This window comes from Amycolatopsis orientalis DSM 43388 (genome assembly GCF_000411975.1).
Taxonomy (GTDB): domain Bacteria; phylum Actinomycetota; class Actinomycetes; order Mycobacteriales; family Pseudonocardiaceae; genus Amycolatopsis; species Amycolatopsis orientalis_D.
This window is the reverse complement of the sequence record NZ_ASXG01000086.1, coordinates 1-21,407: the sequence shown is the minus strand read 5'-3', so window position 1 is coordinate 21,407 and position 21,407 is coordinate 1. Positions and strand designations below refer to the sequence as shown.

The following is a 21,407-nucleotide window of genomic DNA, read 5'->3' as shown; positions in this document are numbered from 1 at the left end:
GCCTCATCCGTTTCGATCCAGTGGCGGGGTGTCTTCCCCCCGGGCGTGCCTGCCGCGCCGGAAGCCGCCTTGCAGGCTCGTCATCCGGGCGCGCACCGCGTCGGGGGAAAGCGAGAGTATCGGCCGCTGCTCCGGCTCCGCGGCGGGGCCGCCCGCCACGTCGGCGACCCGCAGGAACGGCCAGGTGTCCTCGGCCCCGTCCTCTTGTTCCAGGTGCTCGGGGGTCGGCCATTCGGGGGCCTCCGCCGCGTCCGGGTCCTCGGTCGGGAACTCCGGGAGCCCCTCGTAGGCGTGCCGCGGCTCGGCGACCGGGTGCTCCGGCTCGGGCTCGAACGCGGGCACCTCCGGCATCGGCGCGACCACGCGCGGCTCCGGCGCGGCCGGCTCCTCCGCCGGCGCCGAGAGATCGAACCAGCGCGACAGCACGTCCCGGTACGCCGGCATCCGGTCCGTCGGCGCGTCGATCTCCAGATGCGACCGCGACGCTTGGCCCGGCCACGACGGCGTCTCCTCGACCACCGGCGCCCGCCGCAGCGGACCGGCGTCGTCGAGGCTCGGCGCGACCAGCTCGGCGGGTTCCTCGGCTTCCTCGGCCGGGGCCAGCGGCGCGAGCGGGGCCAGCAGCTCCGGTTCCGGCGCGGGTTCCGGTTCGACCGGCGCGGGCGGCTGCGGCAGCGGCGGGGCTTCGGTGATCAACGCCGCCGGGACGACGACCGTCGCGGTGAGCCCGCGTCCCTCAGCGGGGCTCAGCTTCACCGCGATGGCGTGCCGTTCGGCCAGCGTCGCGACCACGAACAGGCCCATCCGGCGCGACACCTCGACGTCGACCTCCGGCGGATGCGCCAGCCGAGCGTTGGTGCGGTCGATCTCCGCCTGCGGCATGCCCGCGCCGCGGTCGGTGATCTCGATCCGCCACGCCCCGTCCGGCATCCGCGCGCTCTCCACGGTGACCGCGGTCTGCGGCCCGGAGTACCGGGTGGCGTTCTCCAGCAGCTCGGACACCACGTGCACCAGGTCGTTGACCGCGTCGCCGCGCACCGCGAGCGCCGGGGCCGGACCGACCTCGATCCGCTGGTAATCCTCCACTTCGGACAGCGCGGCCCCGATGATCTCGTCGGCCACCACCGGCCCGGTGTCCTCGCGCACCAGGTCGGTGCCGGACAGCACCAGCAGGTTCTCGCTGTTGCGCCGCATCCGGGTGGCGAGGTGGTCGAGCTCGAACAGCCCGCCGAGGGTCTCCGGGTCCTGCTCGCCCGCCTCCATCCGGTCGAGCACGGACAGCTGCCGCTCCACCAGGTCCTGGCTGCGCTGCGACAGGTTGACGAACATCGCGTTCACGTTCTCGCGCAGCATCGCCTGCTCGGCGGCCAGCCGGACGGCCTCGCCGTGCACCGCGTCGAACGCCCGCGCGACCTGCCCGACTTCCTCGCGGGTGAAGATCGGCACCGGCGCGACCGCCGCCCGGTGCCGCAGGTTCTCCGGGGCCGGATCGGGTTCGGTGAGCAGCCGCTGCACGGCCTCGGGCAGCCGGTGGTCGGCGACCTCCAGCGCGGTGCGGCGCAGGATCCGCAACGGCCGCAGCAGCGAGCGCGCGATCACCACCGACAGCACCCCGGCGACCAGCAGGACGCCGATGACGATTCCGCCGTCCCAGATCGTCGACGCGCGGGCGCTGGCGGCTCGCGCGTCCGTTTTCTCCTGAAGCTGGACGAGCAGCGCCTGCTGGACCTGGTGGGCGAGATTGACGGTGTAGGTCGACGCGGTGTCCCACTGGTCCGCGTCCAGGCCGGAGAGCGGCTGGTTGTTCTCGGTCCGCGTGAGCGCCGACTCGACCATGTCGTTGCCGATGTCGACGACGATGCCGATCACCGTGTCCGAGTACATCCGCTGCTCGTCCGGAGTGGCGAAGGTGCGGTAGTCGCTGCGCGCGGCGGCCAGCTCGGCTTCCGCGCCGAGCAACGCGCGCGTCCGGTCCCGGTTGAGCGTGCCCTGCGCGATCGCCTCGGCCATGATCGCGCGCTTGACCGACATCTGGTCCTTGATCCGCGCGAGCGCGTTCCCGGCCAGCCGCAGCCGGGCCAGGTCGGGTTCGGTGACGTCGGCGGCGGCGGTGTCGCTGATGTCGAGCAGGCCGGAGATCAGCTCGCTGTACGAACGCAGCACCGCGTCCGGCGGATACGCGGAGTGTTCGGCCGAATACCGCAGGCCGCCCAGCACTCGCAGCCGGTCGTCGCTCTGCTGCAGATCGCCCGCGGCGGAGTCGTCCAGCCGCGGCTTGCTGTCGGCGAGCGACCGCTCGAACGCGCCGATCGCCAGGTCGACCCGGGTGCGCTGGCCGACGAGGATGTCGGTGGGCCCCTTGCGGTCGCCCGCGACGAACCGGACCGTGACGTCGCGTTCCCGCTGCAGCTGGTGCACGACCTCGGCGACGGTCGAGTCGACCCGGCAGCGCGCCGCGAACTCGGCGAGCTGGCGGGCGTCGCGCAGGTCGCTGTTGACCCGCAGGCCGACCAGCACGACCACGGCGAGCGCCGGGATCAGCAGAACGGCGAAGAGCTTGGTGCGCAGCCGCCAGTTCCGCAGCCGCCACCGGCCGCCGACCGGACGCGAGGCAGCCGGATCCGTCGCGTCACCCGAACGGGGACGGTCGTCGCGACGGGTCACCTGTGCTTCCTTTTCCACCGCGGGAACTTCTGCCCACGGACGTCCTCGGGCTCCGGCCGGAAACTACCGCTTGGTAGTTCCCGGCGAAAAGATCGGGAAGCCACCCTGGCGGGGGCACCGCCCTGCGGGCGATCGTATGGGCAGCGGCCCATACGATCCAGCACGAGGCAGAGATTCTCCCGGCAGGGGATGGCGAATGAAAGCGAGCGGTCTGAGGTTTGCGCTGGTGGCGACGTTGTTCGCGCTCACCGGCTGTTCCGTGTTCGGATCCGGGGACGCCGGGCAAGCGCAGCCGCCGGAACGCTCCACGCTGCGGGTCGGCGTCGCGAGCCCGATCGACACCGCCCCACTGCGCATCGCCGTCGCGGCCGGAAAGTTCCGCCAGGCCGGGCTGAACGTCCAACTGGTGGAACTCGGCGACAGCGACGGCGTGGACAAACTGAAGTCCGGACAGGTCGATGTGACGTTCGGCAGCGACGTGTCGCTGTTTCGCGCCGCCGGATCCGGTACCGCGCTGCAATTGCAGGGCGAGGCGTACACGTTCGGCCGCACGACTATCGCGCTCGTCACGTTGCCCGATTCCGACTACCCCGAACCGACCGCGAAGAAGTCGCCGAAAATCGCCGTGGACTCCCCCGACGACATCGGCGCGCTCACTGCACGAGCGGTGCTCGGCACGGCGGGCGTCGACAAATCGAAGATCGAGTTCGTGCCCCGGCCGTACGGGCAGATGCCCGCCGCGCTGCAGTCCGGCGACGCGGACGCGGCGCTGATGGTCGAGCCGTACATCACCCGCGCGGAGAAGGAGCTGGGCGCGCGGATCCTCGCCGACGGTTCGACCGGCGCGACCCTGGACTTCCCGGCCTCGGGCTACGCCGCGACCGGCCAGTTCGCCGCGGCGAACCCGCGCACGCTCGCGCTGTTCCGGAGCGTCCTCACCCAGGCCCAGCTGGCCGCGTCCGACTCGGCGAAGGTGCGCGACGCGCTGCCGACGTTCTCCGACATCGACCAGACCACCGCCGCGCTGATCTCGCTCGGCAGCTATCCGACCACGCTTTCGGCGACGCGGCTGCAGCGCGTCGCCGACCTCATGCACAGCTCCGGGCAGCTCGCCAACCGCCTCGACGTGGCGGCGATGCTGCCGAACGCCTGGTGAGTGCCGATCAGATGCTCGCCCCGGTCGGCTGCAGGCAAATCGTGCGCACCGGCGGCCCGACGTAGACCAGCGACACGTCCTTGTCCCCGCAGTTCGACGCCGACTTCGCGCCGTCGTGGACGACCGCGCGCGCTTCCGCCTTCGGGTCGTCGCAGGCGACCTTGCCGACCTTCGACTCGTCCGAGACATCGCGTACGCACTCGCCGGACACGACGTTCAACGCGAGGCACAGCGTCTCGGACGGCTTGCTGGTGCTGCGGGCCGACGTGTACAGCTCGAACCGCACATAGTCCTCGCCGCGGCAGGAGGACCGGCCGTTGGCCACGGCGTCGACGCGATAGGTGGCGGCCCGGTCGGAGCAGTCCGCTCCGGTGTAGGTCTGCGTCTCCGAGCCCAGCGACGAGAGGTAGAGGCAGCTGCCCGCGACCGGCGGTCCGGCCGAGCGCGCGATCGCGGCGAACCCGAAGGCGCCGAGCGTCCCGAGCCCGACCGCCAGGACGACGAGACCGGCGAAGAGCGCCTTCAGCTTGCCCGACACGCGCTTCGGACCGCTGTGGACCGGGAGCGGCTGGTACGGGTTCGCGGCCGGCGGCAGGCCGAACGGTGGTGTGGTCACTGGGTCCCCTCCCGCGGCTTCGTCCCGCCATCTTGGCATCCCCGGGCCGCGGTCTGGGAGGGAACGTATAAAGGAGAGGTGACTGATGGCCCCCTGATCGTCCAGTCCGACAAAACCGTGCTGCTCGAGGTCGACAATCCGCGCGCCGACGACGCGCGGATCGCGATCGCGCCGTTCGCCGAACTGGAACGAGCGCCCGAACACGTGCACACCTACCGGATCACGCCGCTCGCGTTGTGGAACGCGCGCGCGGCCGGGCACGACGCGGAACAGGTGGTGGACGCGCTCACCACGTACTCGCGCTTCCCGGTGCCGCAGCCGCTGTTGATCGACGTCGTGGACGTGATGGGCCGGTTCGGGCGGCTGCAGATCACCAACCACCCGGCGCACGGCCTGGTCATGACCACGACCGACCGCGCGGTGCTCGAAGAGGTCTCGCGCAACAAGAAGATCAGCCCGATGCTGGGCGCGCGGATCGACGAGGACACGGTGATCGTGCACCCGTCCGAACGGGGGCGGCTCAAGCAGGCGCTGCTGAAGGTCGGCTGGCCGGCCGAGGACCTCGCCGGGTACGTGGACGGCGAAGCGCATCCGATCGACCTCGCCGAGGACGACTGGCACCTGCGCGACTACCAGCGGCAGGCCGCCGAAGCGTTCTGGGCGGGCGGTTCCGGCGTCGTCGTGCTGCCGTGCGGCGCGGGCAAGACGCTGGTCGGCGCGGCCGCGATGGCGCATGCCAAGGCCACCACGCTGATCCTGGTCACCAACACCGTCGCCGGGCGGCAGTGGAAGCGCGAACTGGTGGCGCGGACGTCGCTGACCGAGGACGAGATCGGCGAGTACTCCGGGGAGAAGAAGGAGATCCGGCCGGTCACCATCGCGACGTACCAGGTGGTCACGCGCAAGACCAAGGGCGAGTACCGGCACCTGGAGCTGTTCGATTCGCGCGACTGGGGCCTGGTCGTCTACGACGAGGTGCACCTGCTGCCCGCGCCGGTGTTCCGGATGACCGCGGACCTGCAGTCGCGGCGGCGGCTCGGGCTGACCGCCACGCTGGTGCGCGAGGACGGCCGCGAGGGCGACGTGTTCTCGCTGATCGGCCCGAAGCGGTACGACGTGCCGTGGCGCGACATCGAGGCGCAGGGCTGGATCGCGCCGGCGGAATGCACCGAGGTGCGCGTGACGCTCACGGAAAACGAGCGCCTGCAGTACGCCACCGCGGACTCCGACGAGCGGTACAAGCTCGCCGCCACAGCGATGACGAAGATCCCGGTGATCCGGTCCATTGTGGACAAACACGCCGGCGAGCCGACCCTGGTGATCGGCGCGTACCTCGACCAGCTCGAGATGCTGGGCGCGGAGCTGGAGGCCCCGGTCATCCAGGGCGCGACGAAGAACAAGGAACGCGAGGAACTGTTCTACAAGTTCCGCCGCGGCGAACTGCGCACGCTGGTGGTGTCGAAGGTCGCGAACTTCTCGATCGACCTTCCGGAAGCGTCGGTGGCGATCCAGATTTCGGGCACGTTCGGTTCGCGACAGGAGGAAGCGCAACGCCTCGGCCGGCTGCTGCGCCCGAAGGGCGACGGACGGCAGGCGCACTTCTATTCGATCGTGTCGCGGGACACGGTGGACACGGAGTACGCGGCGCACCGGCAGCGATTCCTTGCCGAGCAGGGTTACGCGTACCACATCGTCGACGCGGAGGACCTGCGGCGACCGCTGTGAATCACGAACCGAGGTAACGGAGAACGGCCAGCACGCGTCGTGCTGCAGCCCTGCGCTCGTCGAGCTTGTCGAAGATCGCGTTCGGGTGCCTCTCCACCGCGCTCTGCGAGATGAACGCAGGGTCGAGATGCTCGCGTTCGGGTGGCCCTGCGCCATTTCTCCAGCACCTCGCGCTCGCGCGGGGTCAGCCGGGCGCGCGCGTCCGCGCCGCGGGCGCGACTAGCAGCGGCGCGGCGAGTGCCACATACGGCAGCTCGACGAGTGCCGTCAGCGCGCCCACTCCGACGCCCGCCGTCAGGCGCAGCACTCGCGATCTGTTCACGTCGCGCAGGCTAGTCAGGCCTCGGTGGGCGGAGCACTGCGGTTTTCCGCACCTCTCCGGGTGGCCGAACGCAATGTGTTGCGCGCCTTGGCTTTCTACGGCGTTGCCGCCGTCAGGAAAGGAATCCCCTTGAAGCGCTTGCTCGCCACTCCCGCCGCCGAACCCCTGGACAACCTGTTCCGCCGATCCCCAGCGAACTCGTACTCCCGCTGGCCGGATTCTCCGCGAGCCGCGGCACCTTCAGCCTGGCCGGTGCCCTCTTCTGGACGACCCTAGGCTCGCTGGTGCCGTGCTCGTCTACTGACTGAGCGCTCCGCTCGGCCGCGACCGCTGCCGGGCGCTGTTGACCGGGCTGCCGCTGATGGACGCCGCCGACTTCCACCGCACCGAGGCGTGGTTCACCCGGCACGGCGGGAAGGCGGTGTTCCTCGGCCGGATGGCGCCGATCTTCCGCATCCTGATCTCACTGCCGGCGGGCGTCGAACGAATGCCGTTCGGCCGCTTCCTGCTGCTGACGACAGCGGGCAGCCTGCTGTGGAACACCGCGTTCGTCGTGGCCGGGTACTTGCTCGGGGAGCTGGTGGACCGGTACGCGTCAGTGTTCCAGTACGCCGCGGTGGCGATCGCCATCGGCCTCTTCGTCGCGGTCCGCGTGTGCCGCGTCTCCCGGCGCTTTTTCGCCCCTCGACCTGGACTTTCGCTAGGTTCACCCGAACGGACGAGCTCGTGGCGCCCTGGAAATTGTCGGTGGTTCGAACTACTGTTCGATAAACAGGCACCGAACACCAGTTCGAGGGGAAGCTCATGACGATCGCACCGTTCCGCCCCGGCGTCGGGGCACCGCCGGTCCAGACCTTGCCGCCCGGGCACTGGCACGGGCGGATCTGGGTGTCGGAGGAGCCGCTCACGCGGCCGCAGCGGTACCTGAGCTGTGTCGCGGAGTTCGAGCGGTCCGGACTGTGGCCCGTCCTGATCCCGCCCGACCAGCGCTTCTCCGCCCGCGGCGAGGACTGGCTGGACGACCGCGGCCGGCTGGCCCCGGCCGGGCACCGCGTCGACAACGCCGACCCAGCCGAAGTCCTGGCCCGCTGGTGGGACGGCTCCTGCTGCGACGGAGCCTGCCTGCGCCCGTTCGGCACCCGCTTCCCCGGGTTGGCGAAACGCTCGCACCGCCGCTCGGACCCGCTGGCCGAAGCAGGCAACACCGGCTCGATCCTGGCCGCCCGCACTCCCCACCGGTTGGGCCTGGTCCAAGCGGACCGCCCGGCCGACGTCCCGGCCCTGATCGGCTGGACGGGAATGATCAAGTCGACAGACCAGGTAGCCGAGCTGTCGGCGGTCCTGCGCAGCTGGGAAGACCGCTTCGGCGCGACCCTGGTGACGTTGGGCTTCGACTCCCTCGAGCTGTCGGTCTCCGCCCCGCCGCGCACCCACGCCAGGGCTCTCACCGTGGCGGCGGAGCACCGCGCGTTCAGCCTCCCGACGTATCTCACGCAGCCGGGAAACCTGCGGGAGTACGCGAGTTCCTTGGTGCAGGCACGCCGGTGGAGGTTCTCGTGGGCTTGAAGGAGTGAAGGATGACTGAGCCGGAGGGCCCGGGCCGGTTCGCGGGTGGTGGGGCAGCGGGCCTGACAGGCACAGGGCTGGAAGCTGGTTCGGCGGGGCCTGACCGGAGGGTGGCCGCAAAACGGCTTAGGCAGCGCAACCGTTCAGGGACGCGGCACGATTGGCTCGCCAACGAGGGTTGCCGCTTGCCGCGTTCCTGCCGCCCTGCCTTCACCCCGGCATGGCCGCCGACGTCGGCGCTGCGGTTCACGGCAGTGCCGTTCGCGATGGTGGTTCCGGCACCGCCGTCCACGTCAGTGCCGCCGTCCACGACAGCGCCGTTCGCGATGGCCCTTCCGGCACCGCCCGCGTCGATGTTGCGGCCCGCCTCTCTGCCTTCCGCTCCTGCCCCCGGCGTCAGTCCCGGTGCGGCCCTCCCCAGCACCGACGCCGCCCACACCACTGCCGCCGCACGCACGGGTGCCAACCTCCGCCGCTTCAGCCCCCTCCGCATTCCGGCTTCGCCCGTCCCCTCACCGACGCTGCCATCCACGACGGCACCGCCGTCCGCGTCGGTGCTGCGGTCCGCCTCCCGGCTCTCCGCGCCCGCCCCCGCCGTCAGTCCCGGCCCTGCTCTCCCTAGCGTCGACACCGCCCACACCACAGCCACCGCACGCACTGGCGCCAACCTCCGCCGCTTCAAACCCCTCCGCGTTCCGGCTTCGCCCGTCCCCTCACTGATGCTGCCGTCCACGACGCCACCGCCGCCCACGCCGGTGCCGCAGTCCGCCTCCCGCCCCTCCGCCCCCGCCGTCAGTCCCGGCGCTGTCCTCCCCAGCGTCGACACCGCTCACACCACTGCCGCCAACCTCCGCAACCCCATCCTCGATCTGGCTTCGCCCGCCCCCTCCTCGCCCCGTCCCCACGCCCAGGCAACGGAGTTCGAGCCATGAGACCCACGTCCCTCCGTTCAGGACACTTGTCCCGATCCTTGGCCCACCTGTCCCGAAAACAGCCGCGCGGACGGGTTTACCGCAACCGTCCGGGAGGGAATCCTCGGCGGCGAAAGGCGGTGAGCAAGATCGGCCAGATCCGAGTGGGCACGTCCGGCTGGCGATACCCGCCGTGGCGCGGCACGTTCTACCCGTCCGGCCTGCCGCAGCGGCGCGAACTCGAGTACCTCTCCAGCCAGCTGAACGCCGTCGAGATCAACGGGTCCTTCTACTCGCTGCAACGCCCGGAGCGATACCGCGCCTGGCACGCCGAAACCCCGGCCGGGTTCCTGTTCGCGATCAAGGGCGGCCGGTTCATCACGCACCTCAAACAACTGCGCGACGTCGAAGCCGCGCTCGCCAACTTCTACGCGTCCGGCGTCCTCGCACTCGCCGACAAACTAGGCCCGTTCCTCTGGCAACTCCCGCCACGACTGACCTTCGACCCAGACCGCGTCTCGACGTTTCTCGGCCAACTACCCCGCACCACCACCGAGGCCGCGGCCCTCGGCGCGAAGCACGACGACAAACTCAAGTTCCCACCGTTCCTGGACCCAGGCCCCGACCGGCCGGTGCGGCACGCGCTCGAAGTGCGCCACCCCAGCTTCACCGCCCCCGAAGCACTGGACTTGCTCCGGAAACACCGCATAGCCCTGGTGACCTCCGACGCCGCCGCGCCGTGGCCGTACCGGGAGGACCAGACCACTAACTTCAGTTACGTCCGGTTGCACGGTTCGGAGGAGCTCTACACCAGCAACTACTCCGATTCCGCCCTCCGCGCCTGGGCCGCGAAGATCACCGAATGGCACGACGCCGGCCGCCGGGACGTGCACGTCTACTTCGACAACGACAGCAAAGTCGCGGCCCCGCACAACGCCGTCACGCTCGCCCGACTGCTAGGCCTGTCCGCCGAGACCGGCCTAGCACAGTGAGCGGACAGTGAGCGCACTTCGATTGGGTGAGAGTACGGGCCGCCGGTGGTCTACGTGCTGCCACTGGGGGTCGGCACGCGGACCACCGCGCCCGGCTGGCCTTAGGTGAACACTGGAGAACGTGCTGCCGAACAGCTGAAGCCCATGCTCGCATCCGGCAGCGTCGGAGTGGCCCAACCAATTTCGCGCCACCGCCTCCCGCTCCGGTCCCTCCCGCGCAGTGCAGTCGCACCTGGCCTCTCGGAGTGGGCCAACGCAGCCACCGCCCAACCCCACGCGGCAGCGCTCCTCCCCGCCGACCGCACCCACGATCGGCACCCGAGTGATCTAGTCGCACCAACACCGAGCCCGGACGCAGTCAGTCCCCCGAGTCGCGGCAATACGCCTCGCTCTCGCATGAGTGCACCCTTGCGGAAGTCCGACGCGGCGACAGTGCGGTGCTGCGGCGGGACGGCACGCGGCGTTGGTTGTCGCAGCATCGTGAAGCCGCAGCCAGTGCGGTTTCACAGCATCGGCCGAACCTACCCCCGCACCAACCCAGCCAACTGCGCCCGCACCCGGTCCGCATCAGGGTGGTCCAGCCGGGTCAGCAACCGGACCGCGCGTAGCCAGCAGTCTCGTGCCGCGGCGGTGCGGCCGTAGCGCAGGTGTGCGGTGCCCAGTTCCGACAGCACATCCGCAGCCTCATACTCCTCGTCCATCGCGAAGAACATGTCGACCGCCTCGGACAGGCACTCGATTCCTTCCACGTGCCGACCCAAACCCAGCAGTGCGCGGGCTCTCGCGGCGAGAGAGAAGCGGCCCTGCGGGAGGTCGTCCGGCGGGACCAGCGCCAGTGCCTCGTCCGCGAGCGACAACGCCTGCGGGTAGTCCCCCATCATCGCGCACAGGTCGCCCAGCGCGCGCAAGACGTTCGCCTCCACCGAGGTGAAACCCAGCTCTCGCGTGATTTCCAGCGAACGCAAGCCATGCCGGTAAGCCTCCGGAAAATCCGAGATGTCCTGGGCGGTCATCGCCAGGTTGTAGCGCGCCCGCGCCTCCCCCGGCAGCGAGCCCAATTCCAGCTGCACGGCCAGCGCCTGCTCCAGATATTCGCGCGCCAGCACGTAGTTCCGGGCGACTCCCTCGATCACCCCGAGTCCATTGAGGATCGCCGCTTCACCGTGCCGTTCCCCGGAATTCCGCGCCGCACGCAGGCCGATTTCGAAAACGTACCGCCATTCGTCGACGCGTGCTCGTCCGGCGAAGTAGGTGAACAGCGACCAGGCCAGCCGCCAGCATTGTGCGTACCTGCCGATCCGGAACGACCATTGGATCACCGAGAGCAAGTTCCCGTGTTCCTCGATGAACCAGGCCAGCGCCTGGTGGAAGTCCGAAAATTCAAGCGCACCGGCCGAAGGGATCGGCCCGATTTCGTCCATCAGCTGGCGCGGGCGCATCGCCAAACCCGCGTTCCGCGCCGACGCGATGCACCAGTCGAGCAAGCGCGCACTGGCGCCAGCGCGCTCGGCGGCGTCGTCTTCCTGCTCCGACAACTCAGTGGCATAAGCGCGAATCAGGTCGTGGAACTGGTATCGGCCCGGTTTCGGCTGGGTGAGCAGATGAGTCGAAACGAGAGTGTCGAGAGCGCCGCGAGTCTCCTTTTCGGACCGTCCGTTGAGCGCGACCGCCATCCCCAGCGACAGGTCCGGGCCGACCGACAGGGCCAGCAACCGCAGCAGCCGCGCGGCCGCTGGGCATAACACCCGGTAAGAATAAGAGAAAACCGTGCGGATATTGGTTTCGTCGCCGTCGCCGAGGTCGAAGGTGCTCAACCGGCCGGCGTCCGAGGGCAACGCGGCCATGAACTCGCTCAGCGGCAGCCGCGGGAACTGCGCGGCGCGCACGGCGAGAACGCGGATCGCCAACGGGAGCCCGCCGCAGTACTCGACAAATCGGCCGGCGGCGATCGGGTCCTCCTGCACCCGTTCGACGCCGATGGCCGAAGCGAGCAGTTCCACCGCCTCTTCACTGTCCAATTCAGACAACGCGATCCGGCGAGCCCCGTGTGTCGCGACCAGTCCGCGCAGCTGCCAGCGGCTCGTCACCACGACCAGACAGCCCGGGCCAGGCAGCAAAGAGCGCACTTGCTCGGTGCTGTTCGCGTTGTCCAGCACGACCAGCAGCCGCCGGCCGGTGGTGTAGGTACGCCAGGTCGCCGCGCGTTCGTCCAAACCGGACGGGATTCGGTCGGCGGGGACGCCCAGCGCGGCGAGCAGGGTTTCCAGCGCGGCGATCGGGGTCACCGGCGCACCCGGACCGTAGCCCCGAAGGTCCAGAAACACTTGCCCGCCGGTGAAACGATCGGCGATCTGATGTGCGAAGTGGACGGACAGGGTGGTTTTCCCTTGCCCGCCCATGCCTTCCACCGAAGCGATCGGCGTGGAGGTGCCGTCGTCGAGAGCTTCCGGCAATAAGGCGCGCAAGGCTTTCAAGTCCGCGGATCGACCGGCGAAAGCACCTAGGTCGGCCGGAAGCTGGTGCGGGATATGGGGTTCCAACGGAGTCCGGAAGCGCGACCCTTCGTCGCCGCCCAAGACGAGCCGGTGCGCGCGTTGCAGTCCGGCACCGGGATCCAAGCCCAGTTCCTCGGCCAGCAACCCGCTGATCCGCCGATACACCTCCAGCGCCTCGGCTTGCCGCCCGGAGCGGAGCAGCGCGTACATCAGCTGCTCGTGCGGGCGTTCGCGCAGCGGATGTTCGCGCGTCAGCTGCTCCAGTTCGGGCACGACCGTGTCGTATTCGCCGACCGTCAACAAGGTCTCGGCCCACTGCTCACGCACCCGCGTGCGTTCCTCGGCGAGCTGCCCGACCTCGTCGCGGTGCAGCGCGTCCGACTCCACGTTCTGCAGCGCCGGTCCCCGCCACTGCCCGAGCGCGTCCTCGAAATAGCCCGCCGCCCGCCGGTGCTCCCCTCGCTCCACCGCGCTGCGGCCGCGTGCCGCGAACCGGCGGAAACGACCGAGGTCCACCGCGTTCTCGTCGACTTCCAGCAGGTAGCCGCCGCGTTCGGTGCGGATTGCCGCGCCGTCGCCGAGCGCCCGGCGCAGCCGCAGGACGTACGTCTGCAGCGCGCCCTTCGACCGACGCTGGTCGTCGCCCCACAGCCAGTGGCTGAGCACGTCGACCGAGACGAGGCGGTTGGCCCGCAGCAGCAGTCCGGCGAGCACGATCAGCGGGCGGCTGCCGCCCAGCGGCACCACCTGGTCCCCGGCGAGCACCTCGGCCGGGCCGAGCACCCGGAAGTCGAGGCCGTCCACACGTTCCATTGTGGCGTTGAGACGGCCCCGACGGCACCTCGGTTCCCGCGCCCGCGACGGTGGCATGATCGGCAGTCATGCAGGTCTACGCGCTCCCACTGCACACCCGGTTCCGGGACATCACCGTCCGTGAAGGACTGTTGCTCCGCGGTGCCGCCGGCTGGGGCGAGTTCTGCCCGTTCGCGGACTATTCGGACACCGAGAGCGTCCCCTGGCTCGCCGCCGCGCTCGAAGCGAGCGAAGAAGGCTGGCCGGAGCCGGTCCGCGACCGCATCGAGGTGAACACGACCGTCCCCATCGTGTCGCCGGAACGCGCGCACGAACTCGTCCGCGCTTCCGGCTGCCGCACGGCGAAGGTCAAGGTCGCCGACAAACGCGCGACCCTCGCCGAGGACTGTGCGCGTATCGAAGCGGTCCGCGACGCGTTGGGGCCCTCCGGGGCGATCCGGGTCGACGCCAACGCCGCGTGGGATGTCGACACCGCTGTGCACGCCCTAGCGGAACTGGACCGCGCGGCCGGCGGACTGGAATACGCCGAACAGCCGTGCCCGACGATCGACGACCTGGCCGCCGTCCGGCGCCGGGTGTCGGTGCGGATCGCGGCCGACGAGTCGATCCGCCGCGCGGAAGATCCGCTGAAGGTCGCCGTCGCCGGAGCCGCGGACATCGCCGTGCTCAAGGTCGCCCCGCTCGGCGGCGTGCGCCGTGCGCTGGAGGTCGCGGAGGCCTGCGGGTTGCCGTGCGTGGTGTCGTCCGCGGTGGAGACGAGTGTCGGGCTGGCTGCCGGGCTGGCGCTCGCCGGGGCCCTGCCGGAACTGGACTTCGCCTGCGGACTCGGCACGATGTCGTTGCTGCGCGGGGATGTCTGCACCAGCACACTGTCCCCTGTGGACGGTTACCTGCCGGTGCCCCGGCAAGCGCCCGAACCCGACGCCTACGCCGAATTCGCCGCCTCGCCCGAGGTGGAAGCGGCGTGGCTGGACCGGTTCGAGCGGGTCCGGAAGATCAGCGGGTAAGGGAGAGTTCAGGGTCGCGGCCCCAGGGCTTTCTCCGGGGCGTTCCCGGATGTGCGGCGGGCCCCCGGCGCGGAGTATTGCTGCCATGACGAACAACACGCAGGCCGCACCGGCCAAGAAGATCTTCCGCAGCCGCTCCGACCGCATGCTCACCGGCGTGTGCGGCGGATGGGCCGACTACCTCAACGTCGACCCCTCGATGGTGCGCATCGCCGCGGTCGCCGGGGCCGTCCTCTCCGCCGGGCTGGTCCTCCCGGTCTACGCCGCCGCCGCGGTGCTGACGCCCGAAGACTGAGCCCGGGCGTGCTGCCCCGGAAACGGGCGAAGCCCGGCCCACCTCGAAGGTGAACCGGGCTTCGCCGGAAAAGCAGCCGAACTCAGAAGTCCATGCCACCCATGCCGCCGGACGGGTCGGCCGGAGCGGCAGCAGCCTTCTCCGGCTTGTCCGCGACGACAGCCTCGGTGGTCAGGAACAGCGCCGCGATGGAAGCGGCGTTCTGCAGCGCGGAGCGGGTGACCTTCGTCGGGTCCGGCACGCCGGCCGCGAGCAGGTCCTCGTACTCGCCGGTGGCGGCGTTCAGGCCGTGGCCCTGCGGCAGGCCCTTGACCTTCTCCGCCACGACGCCGCCCTCGAGACCGGCGTTGATCGCGATCTGCTTGAGCGGAGCCTCGACGGCGACCTTGACGATGTTGGCGCCAGTGGCCTCGTCGCCCTCGAGCTTCAGGCCCGCGAACGCGGCCTCGGCGGCCTGAATCAGGGCCACGCCACCGCCGGCGACGATGCCCTCTTCCACGGCGGCCTTGGCGTTGCGCACCGCGTCCTCGATGCGGTGCTTGCGCTCCTTCAGCTCGACCTCGGTCGCGGCGCCGGCCTTGATGACGGCCACGCCGCCGGCCAGCTTCGCGAGCCGCTCCTGCAGCTTCTCGCGGTCGTAGTCCGAGTCGGAGTTCTCGATCTCCGCACGGATCTGGTTGACGCGGCCCTGGATCTGGTCCGCGTCGCCGGCGCCCTCGACGATGGTGGTCTCGTCGCGGGTGATGACGGCCTTGCGGGCACGGCCCAGCAGCGACAGGTCCGCGTTCTCCAGCTTGAGGCCGACGTCCTCGGAGATGACCTGGCCGCCGGTCAGGATCGCGATGTCCTGCAGGATCGCCTTGCGGCGGTCGCCGAAGCCCGGGGCCTTGACGGCGACGGACTTGAAGGTGCCGCGGATCTTGTTGACGACCAGGGTCGCCAGGGCTTCGCCCTCGACGTCCTCGGCGATGATCAGGAGCGGCTTGCCGGACTGGATGACCTTCTCCAGCAGCGGCAGGACGTCCTTGACGTTGGAGATCTTGGAACCGAAGAGCAGGACGTACGGGTCCTCCAGCTCGGCTTCCTGGCGCTCCGGGTCGGTCACGAAGTAACCGGACACGTAGCCCTTGTCGAAGCGCATGCCCTCGGTGAGCTCCAGCTCGAGCCCGAAGGTGTTGCTCTCCTCGACGGTGACGACGCCTTCCTTGCCGACCTTGTCCAGCGCCTCGGCGATCAGCTCGCCGATGGTGCGGTCAGCGGCCGAGATCGAGGCGGTAGCAGCGATCTGCTCCTTGGTCTCGATCTGGACGGCGGCCTTGTGCAGCTGCTCGGTGATGGCCTCGACGGCCGCCTCGATGCCGCGCTTCAGCGAGATCGGGTCGGCGCCGGCCGCGACGTTGCGCAGGCCCTCGCGCACGAGCGCCTGGGCGAGCACGGTGGCGGTGGTGGTGCCGTCGCCCGCGACGTCGTCGGTCTTCTTGGCAACTTCCTTGACGAGCTCGGCCCCGATCTTCTCCCACGGGTCCTCGAGCTCGATCTCCTTGGCGATGGAGACACCGTCGTTGGTGATCGTCGGCGCGCCCCACTTCTTTTCGAGCACGACGTTCCGGCCCCGCGGGCCGAGGGTCACCTTGACGGCTTCGGCGAGGGTGTTCAAGCCGCGCTCAAGACCGCGGCGGGCGTCCTCGTCGAACGCGATCAGTTTGGCCATTGCGGTGTGGTCCTCCGGTATTGGGCGCCACCGCCGCGCTGTCTCCAGCGGCGGCAGCAGGACACGTCCTCGGCCAGGCTCGGTGCCCGCGACGGACGACTGACCGGTGGGTCAGCCTCACCGTCCCGACCTTCAGGCAAGCGGTCGGTGACCGCTCGCCTAGCACTCGACGGCGTCGAGTGCCAATGCCGTGTTTAGCACTCTCCGGGGTCGAGTGCAAGGAGCGCAGGTCAGCACCGGTGCCTGGGCGGACCAGGTCGACCCGTCAGTGGCTCGGCTGGATGTGGATCGACGACGGCGGCGGGCGCAGCGACGACGGTCCGGCCGGCTTCGAGCCGCCCGGACCGACCGGGATGTTGGGCGCCGAGGACGCCGGAGCGGTGCCGCCGCTGCCGTTGTCGTCCCCGCCGAAGAGGAAGATCGCGCCGACGACCAGACCGGCGACGACGAGCACCCCCAGCGCGATCCACAGCCACTTCAGGCCACCGCTCTTGCCCTGCTTTTCGAACGCGCCCGCACCGCCCGCCGGCGACGGCGGACGCAGCCGCATCGGGTCGCCGAAGGCCTGGGGCCCCTGCTGGTGCGGATGGCCCGGCTGACCGGGGTAGCTGGGGTGGTTCGGGTAGCCGCCGTAGCCGGGCGGGGGGCCTTGCGGCGGCTGCTGGCCGGACTGACCCGGGTAGCCGTAGCCGGGCGGGGGGCCCGCTGGCGGCTGGTTCGCGTAGCCCTGCTGGGGCTGCGGCTGGCCGGGCTGCGGCTGGCCGGGCTGCGGCTGGCCGGGCTGTGCTGGATAACCGGGCGGGGGCTGGTTGCCGTAACCGGCGGGACCGCCGTAGCCGCCCTGGACGGGGTAGCCCGCTTGGCCGGGTTGCGGGGGACCCCAGGCACCGGGAGCGCCCTGGCCGGGTGCGCCCTGTCCGGCAGTCCCGGGGCCGCCCGGCTGCGCGCCCGGTCCGCCGTTGCCGGGTCCGGCTGGTCCGCCAGCTCCGGCCGGACCGCTGCCACCGGGGCCGCCAGTTCCGCCGGGTCCGCCAGTGCCCCCGGGGCCAGAACCGCCAGCGCCGCCGGGTCCTTGCTGCATGCCCGCCTCCGGAAGTCCGTTCGGCCGGGCCGGGCCCGGCGGGGTGTCCGACGTCGCGAGTGGGCCGAGTGCCGCCCTGGCCGCGGCGATCATCGCGACGCAGTTCGGGTAGCGGTCGTTCGGGTTCTTCGCCATGCCCTTGCGGATGACGTCGTCCACCGCGGCCGGAAGCGCGACCACGCTCGACACCGACGGCGGCTCCCCGCCGAGGTGCCCCTTGATGACCGTGGGGACGTCGCCGCGGAACGGCGGGTTGCCGGTCAGGCAGGCGAACAGCACGCACGTGAGGGCGTACTGGTCGGTGCGGCCGTCGAGCGGTTCGCCGCGCAGATGTTCCGGCGCGGCGTAGGTCGGCGAGCCGAGGAAATCGCCACCGCGGGTGCGGTGGCCGGTGGCGCCGCGGCGGGTCAGGCCGAAGTCCGCGACGTAGACGTGCTCGCGGGAGGTCTCGCGGCTGGTGACGAGGACGTTGGCCGGTTTGACGTCGAGGTGCACGAGGCCGTGGTTGTGCAGCGTGTCGAGCGCGTCGGCGACCTGGTCGAGCAGGCTGAGCGCACGCGACGGGCTGATCGGGCCCGCGGACATCAAGCCGGCGAGGTCGCCGCCGTCGACCATCCGCATGGCGATGTAGAGCATGCCGTCGAGCTCGCCGAAGTCGTACAGCGGCACGACGTTGGCGTGGTCGATCGCGGAGGTGTTGCGGGCTTCGTCGACGAAACGTTCGCGGAACTCGGCGTCGGCGCCGAGGTGGTCACCGATGACCTTCAGCGCCACCTTGCGGCCGAGCCGCGTGTCCGTGGCCTGATAGGTCACGCTCATGCCGCCCTTGCCGAGCACCGAGTCGATGCGGTAGTGGCCCAGCTGGCGACCGGTGAGGTCCCCCGACACGTCGCCTGTCACGCAGCGCAGCTTAACGCGCCGGTATCCGCTGCCACTGCCGGTTCGCCCAACCGGTCAGCGGACCTGCCTCGCTAGACCTTGCGGACGTCCGCGGCCTGGCTTCGGCCGTCGCGGCCGGACTGGACTTCGAACTCCACCCGGTCGCCCTCGTCGAGAGTGCGGAATCCGTCGGCCTGGATGGCCGAATAGTGGACGAAGACGTCCGGACCTTCGGCGGATTCGATGAACCCATAGCCCTTTTCCGAGTTGAACCACTTGACGGTGCCGACTGCCACGGCGCCCTCCCTCAGGACAAGAATCCGCTGTCCATCAGCGTGCGAAGTGGAGTTCACGCTACCGGAATCAGCGCTCCCGGCAATGGGTAAATCGGCAGATTCCCCTTTACGCCCGCGACACTCGCCGGTTGCGCGATTGGACGAGCACGGTTCCCGGCCCGGCGAAATCGAGGACGAGTCCTTCGCCGGTGCGCAGCGATTGCGGCCCGCTCGGGTCGAGTGCGCGCAACCGGCACTGCACCGTGTCGGGGTAGGCGAGGAGATAGTCCGGGCGCACGGTGACGATCTCGCCGCGGCCGAGGTCGAACGAGTCGACCGGGCCGGGCGCGGTGAGCAGCAGCGGGCCGCGGCCGCTGTAGTGCTCGAGGAACCCGGAATCGGCGCCGAACAACTGCTGCAGCGGGGCCCAGTTCTGGTCGACGCGGACCGTGCTCGGCCGGGCGAGGACGCCCTCGCGGTGCACCGACCAGCCGGTGGACCCGGTGAGCTCGAGCGGGTAGACGTCGCCCGGGCCGAGCGGGGCCAGGTCGACCCAGCCGCCCTCTTGCGGCGCGGTGAACACCGAACGACCGCCCTTGCGGCCGCGGTTCTGGTTGGCCTCGGCCACGTTGAAGCTGCTGGCCAGCAAGGTTTCCGCGGCGGCCTGCACCGCTTCGCCGGGGGCGAGCAGCACGCGGGCGACGCCGAACCCCGGCGTGTGCCTGGTGTGGACGCGCATGTCAGCGGGGTGTCGCGAGCGCGGCGCGCCCGGGCTGGCTGCGGACCCGAAACTGCATGAGAACTCTCCCCGTACTCCCCGGTTTGTGCCGGGAGAGTGTTGCACGACGGGCAGCAGGAGGGAGGATGGTCCGCGTGATCTCCGTCGACGCCTACCGCGAGACCGTGACCGAACTGCTCGGCCGCGCGCCCGTCCGCACTGTTCCGGTGGCCGAAGCCGCCGGGCTCGTCCTGGCCCGGGACGTGCTCGCCGGGGTGGCGCTGCCGCCGTTCGACAACTCCGCGATGGACGGGTACGCCGTGCGCGCCGCGGACGTCTCCGAGGCGCCGGTGACGCTCCCGGTGGCCGACGACATCCCGGCCGGGCGGGTGGACGTGAAACCGCTCGATCCGGGTACCGCTCAGCGGATCATGACCGGCGCGCCGCTGCCGCCGGGCGCGGACGCGATCGTGATGGTCGAGGACACCGACCGCGGGACCGCGGAAGTCCGGATCTCCCGCGCGGCGGCTGTCGGCAACCACATCCGGCGGACCGGCGAGGACGTCACGAAGGGTGCCGTCGCGCTGCACGCGGCCACCGTGCTGAGCCACGCGCATCTCGGCCTGGCCGCCGCGGTCGGCATGGCGGAGCTGGAGGTGTACCGGCCGCTGTCCGTGCTGGTCGTGTCGACCGGCACGGAACTGGTGGAAGCCCCGAACCCGTTGCAGCACGGGCAAATCTACGAGTCGAACAGCGTGATGCTGGCGGCGGCGCTGCGGGAACTCGGCTGCCAGGTCGAGGTCGTGCGCAGCGTGGTCGACGACGTGGAGGAGTTCCGCAAGATCATCGAACCGCGGCTGGAATCGGCGGACCTGCTGATCACGTCGGGCGGGGTGTCGGCCGGGGCGTACGAGGTGGTCAAGGACGCGCTGACCGGGCAGGGCGTGGAATTCCAGAAAATCGCGATGCAACCGGGCGGGCCACAGGGATGCGGCCGGTGGAACGACGTGCCAGTGGTGACGCTGCCGGGGAACCCGGTGAGTGTGCTGGTGTCGTTCGAGGCATTCCTGCGACCGGCGGTGCTATCGGCGATGGGCCATTCAGACGTCGACCGACGGCGAGTGCGGGCGCGGTTGACGGAGGACCTGCCGTCACCGGCCGGGCGGAGGCAGTTCCGGCGCGGGTTCTTCACGCCGGTGCTGGGCGAGGTGACCGGGGTGGTCGGACCGCGCGGGGGGCCGGGATCGCATTTGCTGGCGGCGTTCACACAGGCGAACTGCTTGATCGTGCTGCCGGAGGAGGTTTCGGAGGCTTCGGAGGGGGATGAGGTGGAGGTTTTGCTGCTCTGACCTCGCAGCCCTCGCTACCTTTCCTCGTGGCTCCTGATCAGGGAGTTCGCGGTCGGCAGACCCGGCATGATTCAGTCCTCCAGCCGAACCGAGGGTCCGGGGGGGGTGTCCCCGGGTTTGGTGGCGTCGAGGGACCGCTGGTCGGGACACGGCCGCTTCGGGCAGGTCTCGTCGCAGGCGTGGCTGCCGGGCGTCGATGGTCGACTGGCGAACCACGGCTACGCCGCTTATCTCAGGCGTGACATTGGCGAAGGTGCGCACCACGGCTGCCTTGAGGTGACCGCGGCGGCCCGACGCGCTGCTGCTCCAACAAAACGACCTCCACCGACGAGGCCCTGGATCAGCAACCGCATCCGCGGTCTGCGCACCGGCATCCACCCCGCCCTCGAACGCGACGCCGACCCCAGGATCGGCCACCCAACGGTGCCTGCAATCCTGTCCTGCTGCGGTGGCCCAACCGTCATCCGCAGAGCGCGCCGGCGGGGACTGGCCTCCATCGCGACCAGTTTCGCGCCCCGCATGGGCGCGAAACTGGTCGAGAACATCATCGCCGCGCTCGACGAGCAGACCGTCGCCCCCTGCACCAGCGCCGCCGTGCTCCTCAGACTCGCTGACAGCCTTAAAGTGTTCTGCTGCAATGGAAAAATTCGCCGATGAGGCAGCGGAGAGCCTCGATGCGCACCCTTTTGCCCAGGTTGCGCCCGCATCCTTCTCGAGATCGGCGGCGCGTCGGCGTCCGCCATGTCATGCCGCAACCGCCGCCCCGAACCCGGCACAGCCCCCGCCGGCACAGCCCCCGCCGGCACAGCCCCCGCCGGCACAGCCCCCGCCG

General features: G+C 70.6%; 16 protein-coding genes and 1 pseudogene. 9 read left to right on the top strand and 8 right to left on the bottom strand.

Annotated features, from left to right (window positions below; all coding sequences use genetic code 11):
• Positions 1-3: 3 nt before the first annotated feature.
• A complete protein-coding gene (locus tag L942_RS17185) occupies positions 4-2,664 on the bottom strand; it encodes a sensor histidine kinase (protein ID WP_037361568.1) in 2,661 nt (886 codons plus the stop codon).
• Between the two features lie 196 nt (positions 2,665-2,860).
• On the opposite strand from L942_RS17185, the gene L942_RS17180 reads away from it, so the two are divergent.
• Positions 2,861-3,820, top strand: coding sequence for an ABC transporter substrate-binding protein (locus L942_RS17180; RefSeq protein ID WP_037361486.1), 960 nt, complete (start codon positions 2,861-2,863; stop codon positions 3,818-3,820).
• Between the two features lie 7 nt (positions 3,821-3,827).
• Here the strand turns inward: L942_RS17180 and L942_RS17175 are convergent, their stop codons facing one another.
• Positions 3,828-4,436: an LppU/SCO3897 family protein gene (locus tag L942_RS17175; RefSeq protein WP_037361484.1), complete on the bottom strand. Its 609-nt coding sequence runs from the start codon at positions 4,434-4,436 to the stop codon at positions 3,828-3,830.
• Positions 4,437-4,514: 78 nt separating this feature from the next.
• Between L942_RS17175 and L942_RS17170 the strand changes: the two genes are divergently transcribed.
• A complete protein-coding gene (locus L942_RS17170) occupies positions 4,515-6,161 on the top strand; it encodes a DNA repair helicase XPB (protein WP_037361483.1) in 1,647 nt (548 codons plus the stop codon).
• A gap of 184 nt (positions 6,162-6,345) precedes the next feature.
• On the opposite strand, the gene L942_RS44315 is transcribed toward L942_RS17170, so the two are convergent.
• Positions 6,346-6,483 (bottom strand): hypothetical protein, encoded by a 138-nt coding sequence (locus L942_RS44315; RefSeq protein WP_158684482.1) that lies wholly within the window; start codon positions 6,481-6,483, stop codon positions 6,346-6,348.
• Between the two features lie 179 nt (positions 6,484-6,662).
• Here L942_RS44315 and L942_RS17165 point away from each other — a divergent pair.
• The 3 genes and pseudogenes from L942_RS17165 to L942_RS17155 all read left to right on the top strand — a co-directional run.
• A pseudogene (locus L942_RS17165) lies at positions 6,663-7,153 on the top strand (DedA family protein); the annotation flags it as partial.
• A gap of 134 nt (positions 7,154-7,287) precedes the next feature.
• A complete protein-coding gene (locus tag L942_RS17160) occupies positions 7,288-8,049 on the top strand; it encodes a DUF4253 domain-containing protein (RefSeq protein WP_037361481.1) in 762 nt (253 codons plus the stop codon).
• 1,051 nt (positions 8,050-9,100) lie between these two features.
• Entirely contained in the window at positions 9,101-9,952 is an 852-nt protein-coding gene (locus tag L942_RS17155; protein ID WP_037361479.1) for a DUF72 domain-containing protein, read from the top strand.
• 521 nt (positions 9,953-10,473) lie between these two features.
• On the opposite strand, the gene L942_RS17150 is transcribed toward L942_RS17155, so the two are convergent.
• Positions 10,474-13,260 carry an AfsR/SARP family transcriptional regulator gene (locus L942_RS17150; RefSeq protein WP_037361477.1) on the bottom strand — a complete coding sequence of 929 codons (2,787 nt, stop codon included), beginning with the start codon at positions 13,258-13,260 and terminating at the stop codon, positions 10,474-10,476.
• A 68-nt stretch (positions 13,261-13,328) separates the two neighbouring features.
• Between L942_RS17150 and L942_RS17145 the strand changes: the two genes are divergently transcribed.
• Complete coding sequence (locus tag L942_RS17145; protein WP_037361476.1) at positions 13,329-14,267, top strand: o-succinylbenzoate synthase; 939 nt, start codon at positions 13,329-13,331, stop codon at positions 14,265-14,267.
• Positions 14,268-14,352: 85 nt separating this feature from the next.
• Positions 14,353-14,562: a PspC domain-containing protein gene (locus tag L942_RS17140; protein WP_037361475.1), complete on the top strand. Its 210-nt coding sequence runs from the start codon at positions 14,353-14,355 to the stop codon at positions 14,560-14,562.
• A gap of 82 nt (positions 14,563-14,644) precedes the next feature.
• Here L942_RS17140 and groL read toward each other — a convergent pair whose 3' ends face one another.
• The 4 genes from groL to L942_RS17120 all read right to left on the bottom strand — a co-directional run bounded on the left by groL (position 14,645) and on the right by L942_RS17120 (position 19,247).
• Positions 14,645-16,273, bottom strand: a complete 1,629-nt coding sequence (groL, locus tag L942_RS17135) for a chaperonin GroEL (RefSeq protein ID WP_037361473.1) — start codon at positions 16,271-16,273, stop codon at positions 14,645-14,647.
• Positions 16,274-16,538: 265 nt separating this feature from the next.
• Positions 16,539-18,254 carry a serine/threonine-protein kinase gene (locus L942_RS17130; protein WP_235079207.1) on the bottom strand — a complete coding sequence of 572 codons (1,716 nt, stop codon included), beginning with the start codon at positions 18,252-18,254 and terminating at the stop codon, positions 16,539-16,541.
• Between the two features lie 71 nt (positions 18,255-18,325).
• Complete coding sequence (locus L942_RS17125) at positions 18,326-18,529, bottom strand: cold-shock protein (RefSeq protein WP_037361472.1); 204 nt, start codon at positions 18,527-18,529, stop codon at positions 18,326-18,328.
• A 106-nt stretch (positions 18,530-18,635) separates the two neighbouring features.
• Entirely contained in the window at positions 18,636-19,247 is a 612-nt protein-coding gene (locus L942_RS17120; RefSeq protein WP_037361469.1) for an AIM24 family protein, read from the bottom strand.
• A gap of 134 nt (positions 19,248-19,381) precedes the next feature.
• Here L942_RS17120 and moeA point away from each other — a divergent pair, with 134 nt between their 5' ends.
• Positions 19,382-20,575, top strand: a complete 1,194-nt coding sequence (gene moeA / locus L942_RS17115) for a molybdopterin molybdotransferase MoeA (RefSeq protein WP_106964926.1) — start codon at positions 19,382-19,384, stop codon at positions 20,573-20,575.
• 120 nt (positions 20,576-20,695) lie between these two features.
• On the top strand, positions 20,696-21,232 hold the full coding sequence (locus tag L942_RS46335; protein ID WP_158684481.1) for a hypothetical protein: 537 nt from the start codon (positions 20,696-20,698) through the stop codon (positions 21,230-21,232).
• The last annotated feature ends 175 nt before the right edge of the window (positions 21,233-21,407 follow it).